Genomic DNA, 17,335 nt, shown 5'->3' with positions numbered 1-17,335 from the left:
GGCACTGGCGCTAAAGAGGCACCGGTCGCAATCCAGTTGCCTGCCCGGCCCTCATGGCCAATAATCGCGCAACTGAGAATAAATGTCAGAAGCCAATGAATCCCGTAACTATTCAGAATTCGAACATTCTTGCCATCGAGGACGATCCAGTCCTGGGTGCCTATCTGCACGAAGAGCTGCAGCGTGGCGGCTTCCAGGTAACCTGGTGCCGCAACGGCCAGGAGGGCCTGGAGACCGCCGGTCGGCAGGTGTTCGACGTGGTCCTGATGGATATCCTGCTGCCGGGGCTCAACGGCCTGGACGCCTTGGCGCAACTGCGTCGGCGCAGTGCCACGCCGGTCATCCTGATGTCGGCACTGGGCGCCGAGGCTGATCGCATCAGCGGCTTCCAGCGCGGGGCCGATGATTACCTGCCCAAACCCTTCAGCATGGCCGAGCTGCAGGTGCGTATCGAGGCCATTTTGCGCCGGGTCGACCTTGAGCGCCGGCGTCAGGCACCGCGAGAGGTCGACGCCGGCGAGCTGCAATTTGACGATGGCCTCTGCGACGTCTCCCTGAGCGGCCACTGGGCGGGCCTGACCCCCAGCGAGTACCGCCTGCTCGATACCCTCAAGCGCAGCCCGGACGAAGTCCTCAGCAAGCCCTTCCTTTACCAGCAGGTGCTACAGCGCGGCTACTCGCGCCACGACCGCAGCCTGGACATGCACGTCAGTCAGATCCGCCGCAAGCTGAAAGGCATCGGCTATCACGAGCGACAGATCCGCACGGTGTGGGGCAAAGGCTATGTGCTCAGTGCCGCCGAGGCGGACTGATCATGCTCGATCGGCATTCGCTGTTCTGGCGGCTGGCGGTACTGCTGGTGGGCTTTTGCCTGCTGATGATCGGCCTCAGCTACACCTGGGGCCGTCACGTCGAGACGCAAAACGCCTTTCTCTCCGAGCCCGCCCGGCAGTTGCTGCGCAGTTACGCCGCCGAGGCCGAGCAAGCCTATCGCGACGGCGGCCAAGCCGGCGTCGATCGCTGGCTGGGCGAGATGCGTCAACGTGAGCAGGGCTGGATCAACGTGCTCGATGCCAGGCTGCGGCCGTTGGGCGAATCACGGCTGACTACCGCTGAAGTTCAGCGCCTGACCCGCCTGCGCGGTATCGACTGGCCAATGAGCCAGCGCAGCATCGATCAGCCCTGGGTGCGCGTGCCGTTTCCCACTGCAGTGGAGCAAGGCATGCTGGTCATTCAGTTGCCCGAACGGCTCAATCCGGGGCAGTACCGCGTGCTCTGGCGCATCCTCACCAACGGTGTGATTCCCGGGCTGTTCGCCCTGCTGTTGTGTGTTGGCCTCTATCGCATGTTGATCGTGCCGCTGAACCAGTTGCGCGAGCAGGCCAAGGCCTGGCGTGCCGACCAGCTCTCGGCACGGATTGATTCTCGCACCATCAGCCGCAATGACGAGTTGGGCGAGCTGGCCCGGGCGTTTGATCAGATGGCCGAGCGCCTGCAGGGGACCGTCGCCCTGCAGCAGCAACTGCTGCGCGACTTGTCCCACGAAATGCGCACGCCGCTTAGCCGCCTGCGCGTCGCCTGTGACGGTGAGAGCGACCTGCAGCGCCTGCGGGAGCGTCTGGGCCGTGAGGTCGACTGCATGCAACAGCTGGTCGAAGACACCCTGCAATTGGCCTGGCAGGACGCCGAGCGGGCGCCGATGAACCTGGAGCCGATCCAGCTCCAGGCGTTGTGGGACATGTTGAGCGAGGATGCCTGCTACGAGAGCGGCTGGGCGCCGGCCCGGCTGCAGTGCGAGGTGCCGGCGAGCTGTTGGGTCCAGGGCAACCTCAACCATCTGGCTCAGGCCTTGGAAAACCTGTTGCGCAATGCCATTCGCCATTCGCCTGACATGGGCTTGATCAGGCTTGGCGGCAAGCGTGAGGGCGGCTATTGGCGGATCTGGCTGGAAGACGAAGGTGGTGGGGTAGCTGAGGAGGACCTGGAGCGGATCTTTGCGCCGTTTTCGCGGTTGGATGGTTCGCGGCCTGGCGATGGTGGGTTTGGCCTGGGTTTGAGTATTGCGCGTGGGGCGATTCAGCGCCAGGGCGGCACCTTGTGGGCGGAGAACGGCAAGCGTGGATTGCGGTTGTGTATGCGGTTGCTGGCGCATGATGAGGGAGCCCTGCGAGTGCAGGCTGAGTTTGGCGAGGTTGCTAAGACTGGGGCCTGCTAAGGCCGTGGGAGATTTCTTTGGTTATTCAGGGATTGCCGGGGACGGTGGGGCTGGGGGTTGTAGGTTGGGGGGCTTATCCAATTGATGGGGTGCTTTTTCGGGCCCCTTCCGCCCTTACGGCCATCCCTTTCAAGGTCTTTGAAATTTGGTCTGGCTTGAGTGAGCCGGGGCTGCTTTGCAGCCTTTTCGCGACACGAGGCCGCTCCCACAGGGATAGCGCATGCCTCAAGAGCGGCGCGGTTCGCCCTTGTGGGAGCGACCTTGCCGGGGCGCCGGACCGGTCGAAAAGGGGCGCGCAGCGCCCCCGGCATTGCTGGCCTCCATGAGAAATCCGAAGGTAACGCAAAGACCTTGAAAGGGATGGCCCTTACGGCGGGTCACTTTTTTTCTTGGAAAAAAGTAACCAAAAACCGCCTGCTCCTGCATCCGGCCCTCCGCTGCGCTGCGGGTCCCCTCGCTCCGGTCTTGCTCCGGGAGGACCGCGCTGTACGGCCCCTCCTGGGCCTCAGCGCTTTCCGGTCATCCATGGCCTCCACCTCCCTGCGCAAGACATCCACTCGGCTTCCTGACGTCGCGAAGTTACGGGTGGCGTCTGGGCTGGCGTTGTTTTGATAGTGGCATGGGTGGTGGATATTAGGGCCTCTTCGCGGGGCAAGTCGGATCGCCGCACCGCCGCCCCTACAGGTACAGCGCCGAATTCAAAATTTGCGCAATCCCTGTAGGGGCGGCGGTGCGGCGATCCGACTTGCCCCGCGAAGAGGCCGGTACTACCAATGCAAATCGCAGGGCGCAGCCCTGCCAGCCACCCCACAAATCCGCTCGCAAACAAACAAACAAAGCGAGAGCGCAGCGATTCGCCAGCCGTTGCCCTGGCTGTTGATCTTGATCTTGATCTTGCTCTTGATCTACCAGCGACTTCAGGAGGCCGAGCGCAGGTCTTGCGCAGGGAGGTGGAGGCCATGGATGGCCGGAAAGCGCTGAGGCCCAGGATGGGCCGTACAGCGCGGTCCTCCCGGAGCAAGACCGGAGCGAGGGAACCCGTAGCGCAGCGAAGGGCCGTATGATGGAGCAAGCGGTTTTTGGTTACTTTTTTCCAAGAAAAAAAGTGACCCGCCGTAAGGGCGGAAGGGGCCAGAAGTGCCACCACATCAATTGGATAAGCCCACAATTCCAAAGCCAACCCAAGCCAACCCCGCAAAAAAAACCAGCACATGATCAGCCCTTATAGCTTGTAGCTATAGCGACCACAGATTGCGTGATATGGCCAACAAAGGTTTGCCGGTATGATAGTTGCCCCTGCCGTCCGGATTGCGAAATACGCCATGACTCTGCAGTACCCAACCATCGCCGATTGCGTCGGCAATACGCCACTGGTTCGCCTGCAGCGCATCGCCGGCGAAACCAGCAACACCTTGCTGCTCAAGCTCGAAGGCAACAACCCCGCTGGCTCGGTCAAGGACCGCCCGGCGCTGTCGATGATCACCCGCGCCGAACTGCGCAACCAGATCAAGCCCGGCGACACCCTGATCGAAGCGACCTCCGGTAACACCGGTATCGCCCTGGCCATGGCTGCCGCGATCAAGGGTTACAAGATGATCCTGATCATGCCGGACAACTCCACCGCCGAACGCAAGGCGGCCATGACCGCCTACGGCGCCGAGTTGATTCTGGTCAGCAAGGAAGAGGGCATGGAGGGCGCGCGCGACCTGGCCGAAAAGCTTCAGGCCGAAGGCCGCGGGCTGGTCCTGGACCAGTTCGGCAACGGCGACAACCCGATCGCCCACTACACCAGCACCGGCCCTGAGATCTGGCAGCAGACCCACGGCACTATCACCCATTTCGTCAGCTCGATGGGCACCACCGGCACCATCATGGGCTGCTCGCGCTACCTCAAGGAGCAGAACCCCGCGGTGCAGATCGTTGGTCTGCAGCCAATGGAAGGTTCGTCCATCCCTGGTATTCGTCGCTGGCCGCAGGAGTACCTGCCGACCATCTTCGACGCCACCCGCGTCGACCGCGTAGTAGACATGTCCCAGGCCGAAGCCGAGGACATCACCCGTCGCCTTGCCCGTGAAGAGGGCATTTTCTGCGGCGTGTCTTCCGGTGGTGCGGTGGCAGCCATGCTGCGCCTGTCCGAGGAAGTCGAAAATGCCGTGATGGTCGCGATCGTCTGTGATCGTGGTGATCGTTATCTCTCTACCGGACTGTTCGACGCGACCTGATGACCAGCAAGAAAAGCAAAGGCGGCTTGCGCTTCCAACCGGCCGGCGGTGACCGTGCACCTCAGGTCCCCGTCGGCAAGAAGCAACGGCTGGACATCGAGCGGCTGTCCGGTGACGGCCGTGGCATTGCCTTCCATGAAGGACGCACCTGGTTCGTCAGCGGTGCGCTGGCCGGCGAGGCGGTCGAGGCGCGGGTGCTCGGTGCCCGTGGCAAAATCGTCGACGCACGCCTTGAGCGCGTCTTGCAGGCCAGCGCCGAACGGCGCCAGGCACCGTGCCGGCATTTTGACCGCTGTGGCGGCTGCAACCTTCAGCACCTGCCGCACGCCGAGCAACTCGCGCTCAAGCAACGCCTGCTCGCCGAGCAGTTGCAGCGCGTGGCCGGCATCCAGCCAGAAAGCTGGGCGCCAGCGCTGTTCGGTCCTGAATTCGGCTACCGTCGGCGTGCGCGCATAGCCGTGCGTTGGGACCCCAAGGCACGTCAGCTGGACGTCGGCTTCCGTGCCGAAGCCAGCCAGGAAATTATCGCCATCGATGATTGCCCGGTGCTGGTACAGCCTTTGCAAACGATAATGCGGCATTTGCCGACCGTGCTCCGCAGCCTGAGCAAACCTCAGGCGCTGGGTCATGTCGAACTGTTCAGTGGCACCGCCGAAGCGATTCTGCTGCGCCACGTGGCGCCCCTGCCCGAAGACGACCTGGCACGCCTGCAAGCCTTCTGCAAGGAAGCCGGTGCCCAGCTATGGTTGCAAGGGGAGGGTGATCCGGCGCCGGTCGAGGCCGGGCAGACTTTGGGCTTCACCCTCGAGCCGTGGGCCTTGCAGCTGGCCTGGCGCCCGGGGGACTTTGTCCAGGTCAATGCGCAGGTCAACACGGCGATGATCGAACAGGCCCTGGCCTGGCTCGCACCCAAGGCCGACGAGCGTGTGCTGGACCTGTTCTGTGGGCTGGGCAACTTTGCCTTGCCCTTGGCCAGGCAGGCCCGTGAAGTGGTGGCGGTGGAAGGTGTACAGGCCATGGTCGATCGGGCCGCGGCCAATGCCCGAGACAACAATGTGCATAACGCACGGTTTTTTCAGGCCGATTTATCCCAGCCTTTGGCAGGCGCCGCATGGGCCGCCGAGGGCTTTTCTGCGGTACTCTTGGATCCACCGCGCGACGGTGCTTTCGAGGTCGTGCAAGGCATCGCACGCCTCAAGGCCAAGCGGTTGGTCTATGTGTCATGCAACCCGGCCACGCTGGCGCGAGATGCCCAGGTGCTGGTCGGTCAAGGGTACCGGTTAACAAGGGCCGGGATTCTCGACATGTTTCCTCAGACGGCGCATGTCGAAGCCATGGCGTTATTCGAAGTGGGCTAGTGAACTGGCCCCTTGGTAGGCATTCCATGGATTGGAGTGCGTACGGTGATTCTCAGTGCACCCGTGGGGTGCACTGTATGGAAAGGTAAAGCAAAGATGGTACAGGTGAGAGTGCACCAGCCGGTCAATACCGACGGCAGTATCAATCTCGAAGCATGGCTCGATCATGTGGTGAGCGTCGACTCGGCGCTCGACCGGGTGAACCTCAAAGAGGCCTGCGAATTCGCCCAGGAAGTCGAGAAAAAGGGCAACCCGGCCAAGCATTCCTGGGCGGACGGTACGTCCAGTTACCAGGCAGGCCTGGAGATCGCCGAGATCCTCGCTGACCTCAAGCTCGACCAGGATTCGCTGGTGGCGGCCGTCATCTATCGTTCGGTGCGCGAGGGCAAGGTGACCTTGGCCGAGGTCGGGCAGCGCTTTGGCCCGGTGGTGTCCAAGCTGATCGACGGCGTGCTGCGCATGGCCGCCATCAGCGCCAGCCTGAGCCCGCGCCAGTCGTTGGTGCTGGGCTCGCAGGCGCAGGTCGAGAACCTGCGCAAGATGCTCGTGGCGATGGTCGACGATGTCCGCGTTGCGCTGATCAAGCTGGCCGAACGGACCTGCGCGATTCGTGCGGTAAAGGCCGCCGACGACGAAAAACGCCTGCGCGTGGCGCGCGAGGTGTTCGACATCTATGCGCCACTGGCGCACCGCCTGGGTATCGGCCACATCAAGTGGGAACTCGAAGACCTGTCTTTCCGCTACCTCGAGCCCGACCAGTACAAGCAGATCGCCAAGCTTCTGCACGAGCGCCGGCTGGACCGCGAGCGGTTCATCAGCGACGTGATGAACCAGTTGCAGAACGAGCTGCTGGCTACTGGCGTCAAAGCCGACATCAGTGGCCGTGCAAAACATATCTATTCGATCTGGCGCAAGATGCAGCGCAAAGGGCTGGAGTTCAGCCAGATCTACGACGTGCGCGCCGTGCGCGTGCTGGTCCCGGAAATCCGCGACTGCTACACCGCGCTGGGCATCGTCCATACCCTCTGGCGGCACATCCCCAAGGAGTTCGACGACTACATCGCCAACCCCAAGGAGAACGGCTACCGCTCGCTGCACACGGCGGTGATAGGCCCGGAAGGCAAGGTTCTGGAAGTACAGATCCGCAGCCACGGCATGCACGAGGAGGCCGAACTGGGCGTCTGCGCCCACTGGCGCTACAAGGGCACCGACGTCAAGGCCAGCTCCAATCACTATGAAGAGAAGATCTCCTGGCTGCGTCAGGTGCTGGAGTGGCACGAGGAGCTGGGCGACATTGGCGGCCTGGCCGAGCAACTGCGGGTCGATATCGAACCGGACCGGGTCTATATCTTTACCCCCGACGGCCACGCCATCGACCTGCCCAAGGGTGCCACACCGCTGGACTTCGCCTACCGCGTGCACACCGAGATCGGCCACAACTGCCGCGGGGCCAAGATCAACGGGCGCATCGTGCCGCTCAACTACAGCCTGCAGACCGGCGAGCAGGTCGAGATCATCACCAGCAAGCACGGCAGCCCTAGCCGCGACTGGCTGAACTCCAACCTCGGCTACGTCACCACCTCGCGGGCGCGCGCGAAGATCGTCCATTGGTTCAAGTTGCAAGCACGCGACCAGAACGTCGCCGCTGGCAAGACCTTGCTCGAGCGCGAGCTGAGCCGCCTCGGCCTGCCGCAGGTGGACTTCGACCGGCTGGCCGAGAAAGCCAACGTCAAGACCGCCGAAGACCTGTTTGCCGCCCTTGGTGCGGGTGACCTGCGCCTGGCGCACCTGGTCAACGCCGCGCAGCAGCTGCTCGAACCTGAGCGTATCGAACAGATCGAGCTGACCCCGCGCAAGCCCTCCAGCGCGCGCACGGGCAAGCGCGCCGATATTCAGATCCAGGGTGTCGGCAACCTGCTCACGCAGATGGCCGGTTGCTGCCAGCCGCTACCGGGCGATGCGATCGTCGGTTACATCACCCAGGGGCGTGGCGTGACCATCCACCGTCAGGACTGCGCTTCGGTGCTGCAACTGACCGGGCGCGAGCCTGAGCGGATCATCCAGGTCAGCTGGGGGCCGGTGCCGGTGCAGACCTACCCGGTCGACATCATCATTCGCGCCTACGACCGCCCGGGTCTGCTGCGCGATGTGTCGCAGGTGCTGCTCAACGAGAAGATCAACGTATTGGCGGTCAACACCCGCTCGAACAAGGAAGACAACACCGCATTGATGTCGCTGACCATCGAGATCCCCGGCCTGGATGCCCTTGGGCGTCTGCTCGGGCGGATTTCGCAGTTGCCGAACATCATCGAGACGCGGCGTAACCGTACCCCTTGAACCCGCGGTGCCCTGTTCGCGGGTTCACCCGCGGGCAGGGCGCAACCGAAGGACCTGCCCTCATGCTCTATACCCTTGAAGACCTGCTGCACCTCATGGCCCGCCTGCGCGACCCCCATCATGGCTGCCCATGGGACCTCAAGCAGAACTACGCCAGTATCGTCCCGCACACGATCGAGGAGGCGTATGAAGTCGCCGATACCATCGAGCGTGGCGATTTTGCGCACCTGCAAGGCGAGCTAGGTGACCTGCTGTTCCAGGTGGTCTATTACAGCCAGCTGGCCCGTGAAGAGGGGCGCTTCGAATTTGCCGGGGTGGTCGATGGCATCACCCGCAAGCTGATCCGTCGTCACCCCCATGTTTTCCCCACGGGCGAGCTCTATGCGCCACTCGACACCCCGACCCTGAGCGAAGCCCAGGTCAAGTCACGCTGGGAAGAGATCAAGGCCGAAGAGCGCGCCGAGCATAGCGTGCCTGAGCAGTTGTCCTTGCTCGACGACGTACCGGCGGCATTGCCGGCCTTGTCACGCGCCGCCAAGTTGCAAAAACGTACTGCCACGGTCGGCTTCGACTGGCCAGACGCCCTGCCGGTGCTGGATAAAGTCCGCGAAGAGCTGGATGAAGTCCTGCAAGCCATGGCTGATGGCGACAGTGATGCCCTGGAAGACGAGATCGGCGATCTGTTGTTCGCCACCGTCAACCTGGCCCGCCACCTCAAGCAAGACCCGGAAAACGCCCTGCGTCGCGCCAATCGCAAGTTCGAGCGACGTTTCCGCTTCATCGAACAGGCGTTGCGCGACAGTGGCAAGCCGATTGAAACCTGTAACCTTGACGAACTGGATGCCCTTTGGGGGGAAGCCAAACGTCAGGAAAAGAACCTGCCCAGCTGCGGCTGAGCTGTTGCATAAGTGAGTGAACATCCATGAGCCTTTCCCTTCGCGATCAATTGCTCAAGGCCGGTCTGGTTAACCAGAAGCAGGTCCAGCAGACCAACAAAGCAGAAAAGAAACAGAAGCGCCTGGAGCAAAAAGGCCAGGTCGAAGTCGACGACACCCAGCAGCGTCTGGCCAAGGAAGCCATGGCCGACAAGGCCAAGCGTGACCAGGAGCTCAACCGCCAGCAGCAGGAGAAGGCCGAGCAGAAGGCCCGTGCCGCACAGATCAAGCAGTTGATCGAAGCGACGCGTCTGCCCAAGTTGAACACCGAGGACTATTACAACTTCGTCGATGACAAGAAGGTCAAGCGCATCGCCGTCAACGCCCTGATGCGTACCAAGCTGAGCAACGGCTCGCTGGCGGTGGTGGCTTTCGGCGGTGGCTACGAAGTGATTCCGCGTGAGGCGGCGGTGAAGATTCAGGAGCGCGACCCTAATCGCATCCTGTTGCTTAATACCCACGTGGAGGAGGCGGACGAAGACGATCCGTACGCTGCCTACAAGATCCCAGACGATCTTATGTGGTAAGCACGAAAAACCCCGCCTAGGCGGGGTTTTTTATCGAAGACTGATTATTGCGTAGTGGTACGCTGGCTCTCGAGCTGCTCGAGTTCTTGCCGGTACTGGTGGGCTTCGTGTTCCTGATGGAACATACCGACCAGTTCACCTTGCTGGTGCACATCCCAGATCCGCACACCGGCGGCCAGGCCTTCGTGGGACATTTTCGATTCGTCACGTTCGGTTACTTGGACTGTCATCGTTAAAACTCCACTTCTAGTTGGCTGCGGCACTGTGTCGCAGGACTTAGTTATAGTGTTTGATAGCAGGCTAAGTAAATAAACTGGGCATGAAACATGTTTCATGGAGGGTGGTGCGGGGTTTCAGTGGCGGCCTCTTGTGGGAGCAACTGTCTTGCACAAGATCTAGAAGCTGGCGCGATCACTGGGGGAGCGGCCTTGTGTCGCGATCGGGGGGCGATGGTTCTGAGGCTTGTAGGTTGGGGGCTTATCCATTTGATGTGGTGGCTTTTCTGGCCCCTTCCGCCCTTACGGCGGGTCAATTTTTTCTTGGAAAAAAGTAACCAAAAACAGCTTGCTCCATCATCCGGCCCTTCGCTGCGCTGCGGGTCCCCTCGCTCCGGTCTTGCTCCGGGAGGACCGCGCTGTACGGCCCATCCTGGGCCTCAGCGCTTTCCGGCCATCCATGGCCTCCACCTCCCTACGCAAGACCTCCACTCGGCCTCCTGAAGTCGCTGTAGATCAAGAGCAAGATCAAGATCAACAGCCAGGGCAACGGCTGGCGAATCGCTGCGCTCTCGCTTTGTTTATTTACCAGCGGATTTGTGGGGTGGCTGGCAGGGCTGCGCCCTGCGATTTGCATTGGCAGTACCGGCCTCTTCGCGGGGCAAGCCCGCTCCTACAGGTATTGCGCAAATTTTGAATTCGGCGCAAATCCTGTAGGAGCGGGCTTGCCCCGCGAAGAGGCCCGAATATCCACCACCCATGCCACTGTCAAAAACAACGCCAGCCCAGACGCCACCCGTAACTTCGCGACGTCAGGAGGCCGAGTGGTGGTCTTCTGAAGTCGCTGGTAGATCAACAGCCAGAGCAACGGCAGGCGAAACGCTGTGCTCTCGCTTTGTCTGTTTACAAGAGGATTTGTGGTGTGGCCGGCAGGGCTGCGCCCTGCGATTTGCGTTGCCGGTACCCGCCTCTTCGCGACGACAGGAGGCCGAGTGCAGGTCGCTGGTAGATCAATAGCAAGATCAAGATCAACAGCCAGGGCAACGGTAGGCGAAACGCTGTGCTCTCGCTTTGTTTATCTACCAGCGGATTTGTGGGGTGGCTGGCCGGGCTGCGCCCTGCGATTTGCGTTGCCAGTACCAGCCTCTTCGCGGGACAAGCCCGCTCCTACAGGGATTGCGCCGAATTCAGAATTTGCGCAATACCTGTAGGAGCGGGCTTGTCCCGCGAAGAGGCCCGAATATCCACCACGCCTGCCACTATCGAAGACAACGCCAGCCCAGACGCCACCCGTAACTTCGCGACGTCAGGAGCAAGACCGGAGTGAGGGAACCCGGAGCGCAGCGCAGGGCCGGATGCAGGAGCAGGCGGTTTTTGGTTACTTTTTTCCAAGAAAAAAAGTGACCCGCCGTAAGGGCGGAAGGGGCCAGAAGCGCCACCACATCAAATGGATAAGCCCACAATCCCTAAGCCAGCCAGCCAGCCAGCCAGCCAAGCCAACAGCCCATCTCCCCAACAACCCCTGAACAGCCAAAAAGAAACCCCGCACAAGGCGGGGTCTCAAGATCCAGCAAACAGCTTCAGGCAATCATCAGTTGCCCTTGACCGACCTGCCATCAACCGTACCATCCTGCAGCACGATCACATACTCCTTGCCATCAGTCTCAACCTGACGCAGCTGCACCAGCAGATAATCCCAGTCCTTGGCAAACCACAGCTCGGTGATACGCTTGCTCTGGCTAGGATCACGCACCCGCTCGACTTTCACCGCATCAACCTGGCCGGTCTTGGTGGTGACCTTCTCGGTACCCAGTACACGGAAATCGTAGGTGTCGATCTCGTCACCGTCGACCACCTGGTAGGACACGCTCTTCTTGCCGGCAGCCACGTCATGCTGCAGCGCCAACTGATAAGACGACTTGTCCAGCACGCCACGGTTGAGCGGCAGGCTCACCGCATCACCACGGTCGCTACCGGTGACTTTCTTGCTGGCCCAGTCGAAGTCCAGGTCAACCTTCTTCGCCTTGCCCAAGCCACCACGCTCGAAGTGGTAGGTCTGCGGCAGCAGCGTGTCCTTGTCCAGCTTGAGCGTGCTCTGCTCGGTCAGGCTGGCGATCATCATGGACGCCTTGAAATTCAGGCTCCAGGTACCGTTGGCGTTCTTTTCCAGGCTGCGCTCGGCGGTGCCGCTCATGGGCAGCTGCTTCCAGTCGGCGGTATAGCTGGCCGAAAACGGCTTGAGGTCAGCTGCCTGGAGGGGCAGGGCAAGCACAGCGAGAGCCATCAGCAGGGCGCGACGCATAAATACTCCTAGGATCGAATCAAGTGACCGCTGGCCGCCAGCGGCTGGCCATCCAGTAACGCACCGTGCTCACCCAGACGCAAGCGTCCTTCAGCGAACCAGCGCACCGCCAGCGGGTAGATCTGGTGTTCCTGGTGGTGAACCCGGCTGGCCAGGCTCTGCGCGGTGTCGTTTGCCGCCACCGCTACCACAGCCTGTACGACCAGAGGCCCGCCATCGAGTTCCTCGGTGACGAAATGCACGCTGCAGCCATGCTCGGCATCACCCGCCTCCAGCGCACGCTGGTGGGTATGCAGCCCCTTGTACTTGGGCAGCAACGACGGGTGAATATTGAGCAGGCGACCCTGGTAGTGGCGCACGAAGTCGCCACTCAGGATACGCATGAAACCCGCCAGCACGACCAGGTCCGGCTCGAAGCGATCGATCAGCGCCATCAGCGCCGCATCGAAGGCTTCGCGGCCGTCGAAACCCTGGTGCTGCAGGACCGCGGTGTCGATGCCGGCCGCTTTGGCCCGCTCCAGACCGTAGGCGTCGGCGCGGTTGGAGATCACCCCGCAGATGCGCACCGGGCTGTCCTCACCACTGCTCTGGTCGATCAGCGCTTGCAGGTTGCTGCCGGAGCCCGACAGCAGTACCACGACGTTACAGGTCTTGCTCGGCATCAGTGCGCCTTGAGGTTCTGCAGTTCGACCTGGGCAGCGCCTTCGGCCGCGTCGGCGATCTGGCCGATCACCCATGGCTGCTCACCGGCAGCGCGCAGCACGTTCAGGGCGTTGTCGACCTGGTCCTGGCCAACGCAGATGACCATGCCCACGCCGCAGTTCAGCACGCGGTGCATCTCGTGCTCGTCGACGTTGCCTTTTTCCTGGAGGAAATCGAACACCACCGGACGCTGCCAGCTGGCCACGTCAATGATCGCCTGGGCGTTTTTCGGCAGAACGCGCGGGATGTTGTCGAGCAGGCCACCACCGGTGATGTGGGCCATGGCCTTGACCGCGCCAGTGTCCTTGATCAGCTTGAGCAGCGGCTTGACGTAAATGCGCGTTGGCGCCATCAGCAGGTCGGCCAGCGGCGTGCCGTCGAGCTGGGTGCTCTCGATGTCGGTCGCGGACACTTCGAGGATCTTGCGGATCAGCGAATAGCCGTTGGAGTGCGGGCCGGACGAGGGCAGGGCGATCAGGGCGTCACCGCTGGCCACTTTCGAGCCGTCGATGATCTCGGCCTTCTCGACCACGCCGACGCAGAAGCCGGCCAGGTCATAGTCTTCGCCTTCGTACATGCCTGGCATCTCGGCGGTTTCACCACCGACCAGCGAGCAGCCAGCCAGCTCGCAACCTGCGCCAATGCCGGTTACCACGGTAGCGGCGACGTCGACGTTGAGCTTGCCGGTGGCGTAGTAGTCGAGGAAGAACAGCGGCTCGGCGCCACACACCACGAGGTCGTTGACGCACATGGCGACCAGGTCCTGGCCGATGCTGTCGTGCTTGTTCAGGTTCAGCGCCAGGCGCAGCTTGGTGCCGACTCCATCGGTGCCAGAGACCAGAACCGGCTGCTTGTAGCCGGCCGGGATCTCGCAGAGGGCGCCGAAGCCGCCCAGGCCACCCATGACCTCAGGGCGTGCGGTGCGCTTGGCCACGCCCTTGATGCGTTCGACCAGTGCTTCGCCGGCGTCGATGTCTACACCGGCGTCCTTGTAGCTCAGGGAGGGTTGCTTGCTCATTGATCCAGGCCTTTAGGAGGGAGGGATTCGGAAAAACGACCGCGACGGCCAAGGCCGGCTGTTGCAGCGGCGGCTGCCTGTTCGTCACTGGTCTGCGAAGGCGCGCGATTTTATCAGGGTTGCCGGGCAGCGGCCATCCTCAGGCCGACGGGCAGGCCGGGAAATCGGCAAAAACATCCTTTCGCGGTCAGCGACTGGTTGCCACGGCAGTGGCTGTATAAGGTATAGGCATGGCGAGGGGACGAAATCGCTGGCCCGACGGAGCGTTCTTCATGCGCTGCGGTCACAGCCAGCAGGTACGGGGCCCCGCGCCCCTCGGTCATCTGGACAGGAATCCTCCATGCGTGTCATCAATTCTCTGCTTGTGGGTTGCCTGGCCCTGCTCGCCAGTGCAGCCCAGGCTGAAAGTGTTACCGGCCTTTATCAGGTTCGCGAACCCCTCGAAGGGCAGGGCGCCGATGCCCGCACCCAGGCTACCGGGCGTGCCCTGGATACCTTGGTGCTGCGCCTGACCGGCGATCCCAAGGCTCCGCAGAACCCGGCCCTCGCCGCCCTGCGCAAGGACCCGCAACAAATCATCAACCAGGTAGGCAGTGACGCAGGTCCGCCGGAAAGCGTGCTGGTCGAATTCGACCCTGGCAGCACCGAACGTGCCCTGCGTAAAGCCGGGCTGGCCCTGTGGGGCAGCAACCGGCCGGCGATCCTCAGCTGGTGGTTGAACGACAGCGTCGAGGGCAGCAGCCTGGTCGGTGATGGCCAGAGTGCTGCCGAGCCACTGCGCCGCGCCGCTCAGCACCGCGGGCTGCCGCTGCGCCTGCCGTTGGCCGACCTGCAGGAGCAATTGGTGGCCAGTGCCAAGCAACTCGAAAGCAAGGACCCGGCGCCGCTGCGTGAAGCGTCCGAGCGCTACGGCGCCGATGCCCTGTTGGCGGTGCATGCGCATGAAGCCGACGGCAAGTGGCAAGGCAGATGGCAGCTGTGGCAGGGCGACCAGCGTGAGCAGGGCGAGGCCGAAGGCGCCAACCAGGCGGCGCTGGCCGATGCGGTGATGCTGGCAGTCAGCAGCCGCCTGGCCCCGCGCTATGTCACCCGGCCCGGCGCCAGCAGCGATCTGCACGTGCAGGTGCAAGGCATGAACCTCAAACGCTACGCCGAACTCAGCCGCGTGCTCGAGCCGTATGGTCCGCGCTTGCAGTTGGCTGACGGCGGTACCTTGACCTACCAGGTGACCGGCAATCGCGAGCAACTGCGTGCCCAGTTAGGCTTGGCCAAGCTGCAGGAACTGCCGGCTGAAGCCGCGCCCGCCGCAGCCAGCAATCCCGCTCCCGCCCCTCAGGGCAGTACTGGCAGCGAGCAGCCGGGGGCGGTCCAGGCGGCTGCACCCAAACCGTTCGACGGCCTGCGTTTTGGTTGGTAAGGAAGCATGCACATGATGACTGATCTGCGTCGTTGGGCGTGGCTGGGCGTGGCCCTGCTGATCGCCTTGTTGCTGTACTGCCTGCACAACATCCTCTCACCGTTTCTGGTAGGGATTCTTCTGGCGTACCTGGCCGACCCACTGGTCGACCGACTGGAGCGTCTCGGCCTGTCGCGGACTTGGGGCGTGGTGGTGGTGTTCAGCCTCTTCACCCTGATCTTCATGGCCTTGCTGCTGGTACTGATCCCCATGCTGGCCAAGCAGCTGGTGCGTCTGTATGAGCTGACGCCGCAGATTCTCGACTGGCTGCAGCATGTTGCCCTGCCGTGGGTGCAGGGGCGCTTGGGCCTGGCCGACGGCTTCTGGAAGTTCGACAAGATCAAGGCCGCGGTTGGCGCACACATGGGCGAGACCACTGACTTCGTCGGTGTGCTGTTGTCCCAGGCCACGGCCTCCAGCCTGGCCCTGCTGGCCTGGTTGGCCAACCTGGTGCTGATCCCGGTCGTGGGCTTTTACCTGCTGCGTGACTGGGACCTGATGATGGCCAAGCTGCGCAGCTTGCTCCCGCGCCAGCGTGAAGATCAGGTGGTGGAACTGGCCGGTGAGTGCCACGAGGTGCTCGGCGCGTTCGTTCGCGGCCAGTTGCTGGTCATGCTCGCGCTTGGTGTGATCTATGCGGGCGGTCTGATGCTGGTCGGCCTGGAACTGGGCCTGTTGATTGGCCTGTTGGCCGGGCTGGCGGCGATCGTGCCGTACATGGGCTTTATCATCGGCATCGGCGCGGCGTTGATTGCCGGGCTGTTCCAGTTCGGTGGCGACCTGTACCCGATGCTGGGCATCGTTGCGGTGTTCATGGTCGGTCAGGCGCTGGAAGGCATGGTGCTGACGCCCTTGCTGGTAGGCGACCGAATCGGCCTGCATCCGGTAGCGGTGATCTTTGCCATCCTGGCGGGCGGCGAGCTGTTCGGCTTTACCGGGGTGCTGCTGGCGTTGCCGGTGGCGGCGGTGATCATGGTGCTGTTGCGCCATGTGCACGACCTTTATAAAGACTCGGACATGTACGCTGGCGAGGTCGATCCAGACCTGTAAGCACTACCGGGGCTGCACAGCAGCCCCTTCCTTGCCCGTTTTCAGCGTGCAACTCATTGATTTTACTTGGCCTCTCCCGCTCGCCGATTGTGCCGCCCGCGTTGCGGGTATAGACTTTGCACACTGTTTTCTCAAAGGCCCCCGTGGTCCTCGTGACCGTCAGCCAGCATGAAACCGATCCAGTTGCCCCTGGGTGTGCGTCTGCGCGACGACGCCACCTTCATCAACTACTATCCGGGCGCCAATGCCGCGGCATTGGGCTACGTCGAGCGGCTATGCGAAGCCGACGCCGGCTGGACCGAGAGCCTCATCTATTTATGGGGCAAGCAGGGTGTGGGCCGCACTCACCTGTTACAGGCTGCCACTCAGCGTTTTCAGCAACGTGGCGAACTTGCCGTCTACCTGCCGCTGGCACAATTGCTCGACCGAGGCATCGAACTGCTCGACCACCTCGAGCAGTACGAACTGGTGTGCATCGACGACCTGCATGTGATCGCCGGCAAGGCTGATTGGGAAGAGGCGATGTTCCACCTGTTCAACCGCCTGCGCGATAGCGGCCGGCGCCTGTTGCTGGCCGCCTCGAGCTCGCCTCGCGAGTTGCCGATCAAGCTGCCCGACCTCAAGTCGCGGCTGACCTTGGCGCTGATCTTCCAGATGCGTGGCCTGTCTGACGAAGACAAGCTGCGCGCCCTGCAATTGCGTGCCTCGCGCCGCGGCCTGCACCTCACCGACGAAGTTGGCCACTTCATCCTCACCCGCGGTGCGCGCAGCATGAGTGCGCTGTTCGAACTGCTCGAACGACTCGACCAGGCCTCCCTGCAGGCTCAGCGCAAGTTGACCATCCCGTTTCTGAAGGAAACGCTCGGCTGGTAAGTCCTTGAAAATAGCGGGCTAGAGCGGCAAAACGGAAAAGTCACATTTTTATCGATAAAATTTGCAAATGGCCATGATAGAGGGCATAGTTTCCTCCTTCTAAAGGATTACCGACACGGTCGTGC

14 protein-coding genes are annotated in these 17,335 nt (G+C 62.5%); 10 read left to right on the top strand and 4 right to left on the bottom strand.

Annotated elements, in window-relative coordinates:
* Positions 1-95 precede the first annotated feature (95 nt).
* From J3B00_RS23025 to J3B00_RS22995, 7 genes are all read left to right on the top strand, one after another.
* Positions 96-812: a response regulator transcription factor gene (locus J3B00_RS23025; protein WP_209872458.1), complete on the top strand. Its 717-nt coding sequence runs from the start codon at positions 96-98 to the stop codon at positions 810-812.
* Between the two features lie 2 nt (positions 813-814).
* On the top strand, positions 815-2,215 hold the full coding sequence (locus J3B00_RS23020) for a sensor histidine kinase (RefSeq protein WP_209872455.1): 1,401 nt from the start codon (positions 815-817) through the stop codon (positions 2,213-2,215).
* A 1,322-nt stretch (positions 2,216-3,537) separates the two neighbouring features.
* Positions 3,538-4,437 carry a cysteine synthase CysM gene (gene cysM, locus J3B00_RS23015; RefSeq protein WP_209872450.1) on the top strand — a complete coding sequence of 300 codons (900 nt, stop codon included), beginning with the start codon at positions 3,538-3,540 and terminating at the stop codon, positions 4,435-4,437.
* Positions 4,437-5,795 (top strand): 23S rRNA (uracil(1939)-C(5))-methyltransferase RlmD, encoded by a 1,359-nt coding sequence (gene rlmD, locus J3B00_RS23010; protein WP_209872446.1) that lies wholly within the window; start codon positions 4,437-4,439, stop codon positions 5,793-5,795. The genes cysM and rlmD overlap by 1 nt, the downstream gene beginning before the upstream one ends.
* Positions 5,796-5,891: 96 nt before the next feature.
* Entirely contained in the window at positions 5,892-8,132 is a 2,241-nt protein-coding gene (gene relA / locus J3B00_RS23005) for a GTP diphosphokinase (RefSeq protein ID WP_209872443.1), read from the top strand.
* 62 nt (positions 8,133-8,194) lie between these two features.
* Entirely contained in the window at positions 8,195-9,028 is an 834-nt protein-coding gene (gene mazG / locus J3B00_RS23000; protein ID WP_209872439.1) for a nucleoside triphosphate pyrophosphohydrolase, read from the top strand.
* Positions 9,029-9,054: 26 nt separating this feature from the next.
* Entirely contained in the window at positions 9,055-9,594 is a 540-nt protein-coding gene (locus tag J3B00_RS22995; RefSeq protein WP_209872435.1) for a DUF2058 domain-containing protein, read from the top strand.
* Between the two features lie 44 nt (positions 9,595-9,638).
* Here J3B00_RS22995 and J3B00_RS22990 read toward each other — a convergent pair whose 3' ends face one another.
* From J3B00_RS22990 to purM, 4 genes are all read right to left on the bottom strand, one after another.
* Complete coding sequence (locus tag J3B00_RS22990) at positions 9,639-9,824, bottom strand: hypothetical protein (RefSeq protein WP_209872431.1); 186 nt, start codon at positions 9,822-9,824, stop codon at positions 9,639-9,641.
* A 1,576-nt stretch (positions 9,825-11,400) separates the two neighbouring features.
* Positions 11,401-12,111 carry a DUF3108 domain-containing protein gene (locus tag J3B00_RS22985; protein WP_209872428.1) on the bottom strand — a complete coding sequence of 237 codons (711 nt, stop codon included), beginning with the start codon at positions 12,109-12,111 and terminating at the stop codon, positions 11,401-11,403.
* A gap of 8 nt (positions 12,112-12,119) precedes the next feature.
* Positions 12,120-12,773, bottom strand: a complete 654-nt coding sequence (gene purN / locus J3B00_RS22980) for a phosphoribosylglycinamide formyltransferase (protein WP_209872425.1) — start codon at positions 12,771-12,773, stop codon at positions 12,120-12,122.
* Complete coding sequence (gene purM, locus J3B00_RS22975) at positions 12,773-13,831, bottom strand: phosphoribosylformylglycinamidine cyclo-ligase (protein WP_209872422.1); 1,059 nt, start codon at positions 13,829-13,831, stop codon at positions 12,773-12,775. The genes purN and purM overlap by 1 nt, the downstream gene beginning before the upstream one ends.
* 340 nt (positions 13,832-14,171) lie before the next feature.
* On the opposite strand from purM, the gene J3B00_RS22970 reads away from it, so the two are divergent.
* From J3B00_RS22970 to hda, 3 genes are all read left to right on the top strand, one after another.
* The gene (locus tag J3B00_RS22970) at positions 14,172-15,248 is read left to right on the top strand and encodes a DUF2066 domain-containing protein (RefSeq protein WP_209872419.1); all 1,077 of its coding nucleotides are present in this window, start codon (positions 14,172-14,174) and stop codon (positions 15,246-15,248) included.
* Between the two features lie 15 nt (positions 15,249-15,263).
* The gene (locus tag J3B00_RS22965; RefSeq protein ID WP_209875109.1) at positions 15,264-16,337 is read left to right on the top strand and encodes an AI-2E family transporter; all 1,074 of its coding nucleotides are present in this window, start codon (positions 15,264-15,266) and stop codon (positions 16,335-16,337) included.
* A 168-nt stretch (positions 16,338-16,505) separates the two neighbouring features.
* On the top strand, positions 16,506-17,210 hold the full coding sequence (gene hda / locus J3B00_RS22960) for a DnaA regulatory inactivator Hda (RefSeq protein ID WP_209872416.1): 705 nt from the start codon (positions 16,506-16,508) through the stop codon (positions 17,208-17,210).
* The last annotated feature ends 125 nt before the right edge of the window (positions 17,211-17,335 follow it).

It is taken from the genome of Pseudomonas sp. BP8 (assembly GCF_017875955.1).
Lineage (GTDB): Bacteria > Pseudomonadota > Gammaproteobacteria > Pseudomonadales > Pseudomonadaceae > Aquipseudomonas.
This window is presented reverse-complemented; position numbering and strand designations above follow the sequence as displayed.

Coding starts and splice junctions, on each gene's coding strand:
- J3B00_RS23025 (WP_209872458.1), top strand. CDS start 96: ATGAATCCCGTAACTATTCAGAATTCGAACATTCTTGCCATCGAGGAC.
- J3B00_RS23020 (WP_209872455.1), top strand. CDS start 815: ATGCTCGATCGGCATTCGCTGTTCTGGCGGCTGGCGGTACTGCTGGTG.
- cysM (WP_209872450.1), top strand. CDS start 3,538: ATGACTCTGCAGTACCCAACCATCGCCGATTGCGTCGGCAATACGCCA.
- rlmD (WP_209872446.1), top strand. CDS start 4,437: ATGACCAGCAAGAAAAGCAAAGGCGGCTTGCGCTTCCAACCGGCCGGC.
- relA (WP_209872443.1), top strand. CDS start 5,892: ATGGTACAGGTGAGAGTGCACCAGCCGGTCAATACCGACGGCAGTATC.
- mazG (WP_209872439.1), top strand. CDS start 8,195: ATGCTCTATACCCTTGAAGACCTGCTGCACCTCATGGCCCGCCTGCGC.
- J3B00_RS22995 (WP_209872435.1), top strand. CDS start 9,055: ATGAGCCTTTCCCTTCGCGATCAATTGCTCAAGGCCGGTCTGGTTAAC.
- J3B00_RS22990 (WP_209872431.1), bottom strand. CDS start 9,824: ATGACAGTCCAAGTAACCGAACGTGACGAATCGAAAATGTCCCACGAA.
- J3B00_RS22985 (WP_209872428.1), bottom strand. CDS start 12,111: ATGCGTCGCGCCCTGCTGATGGCTCTCGCTGTGCTTGCCCTGCCCCTC.
- purN (WP_209872425.1), bottom strand. CDS start 12,773: ATGCCGAGCAAGACCTGTAACGTCGTGGTACTGCTGTCGGGCTCCGGC.
- purM (WP_209872422.1), bottom strand. CDS start 13,831: ATGAGCAAGCAACCCTCCCTGAGCTACAAGGACGCCGGTGTAGACATC.
- J3B00_RS22970 (WP_209872419.1), top strand. CDS start 14,172: ATGCGTGTCATCAATTCTCTGCTTGTGGGTTGCCTGGCCCTGCTCGCC.
- J3B00_RS22965 (WP_209875109.1), top strand. CDS start 15,264: ATGACTGATCTGCGTCGTTGGGCGTGGCTGGGCGTGGCCCTGCTGATC.
- hda (WP_209872416.1), top strand. CDS start 16,506: ATGAAACCGATCCAGTTGCCCCTGGGTGTGCGTCTGCGCGACGACGCC.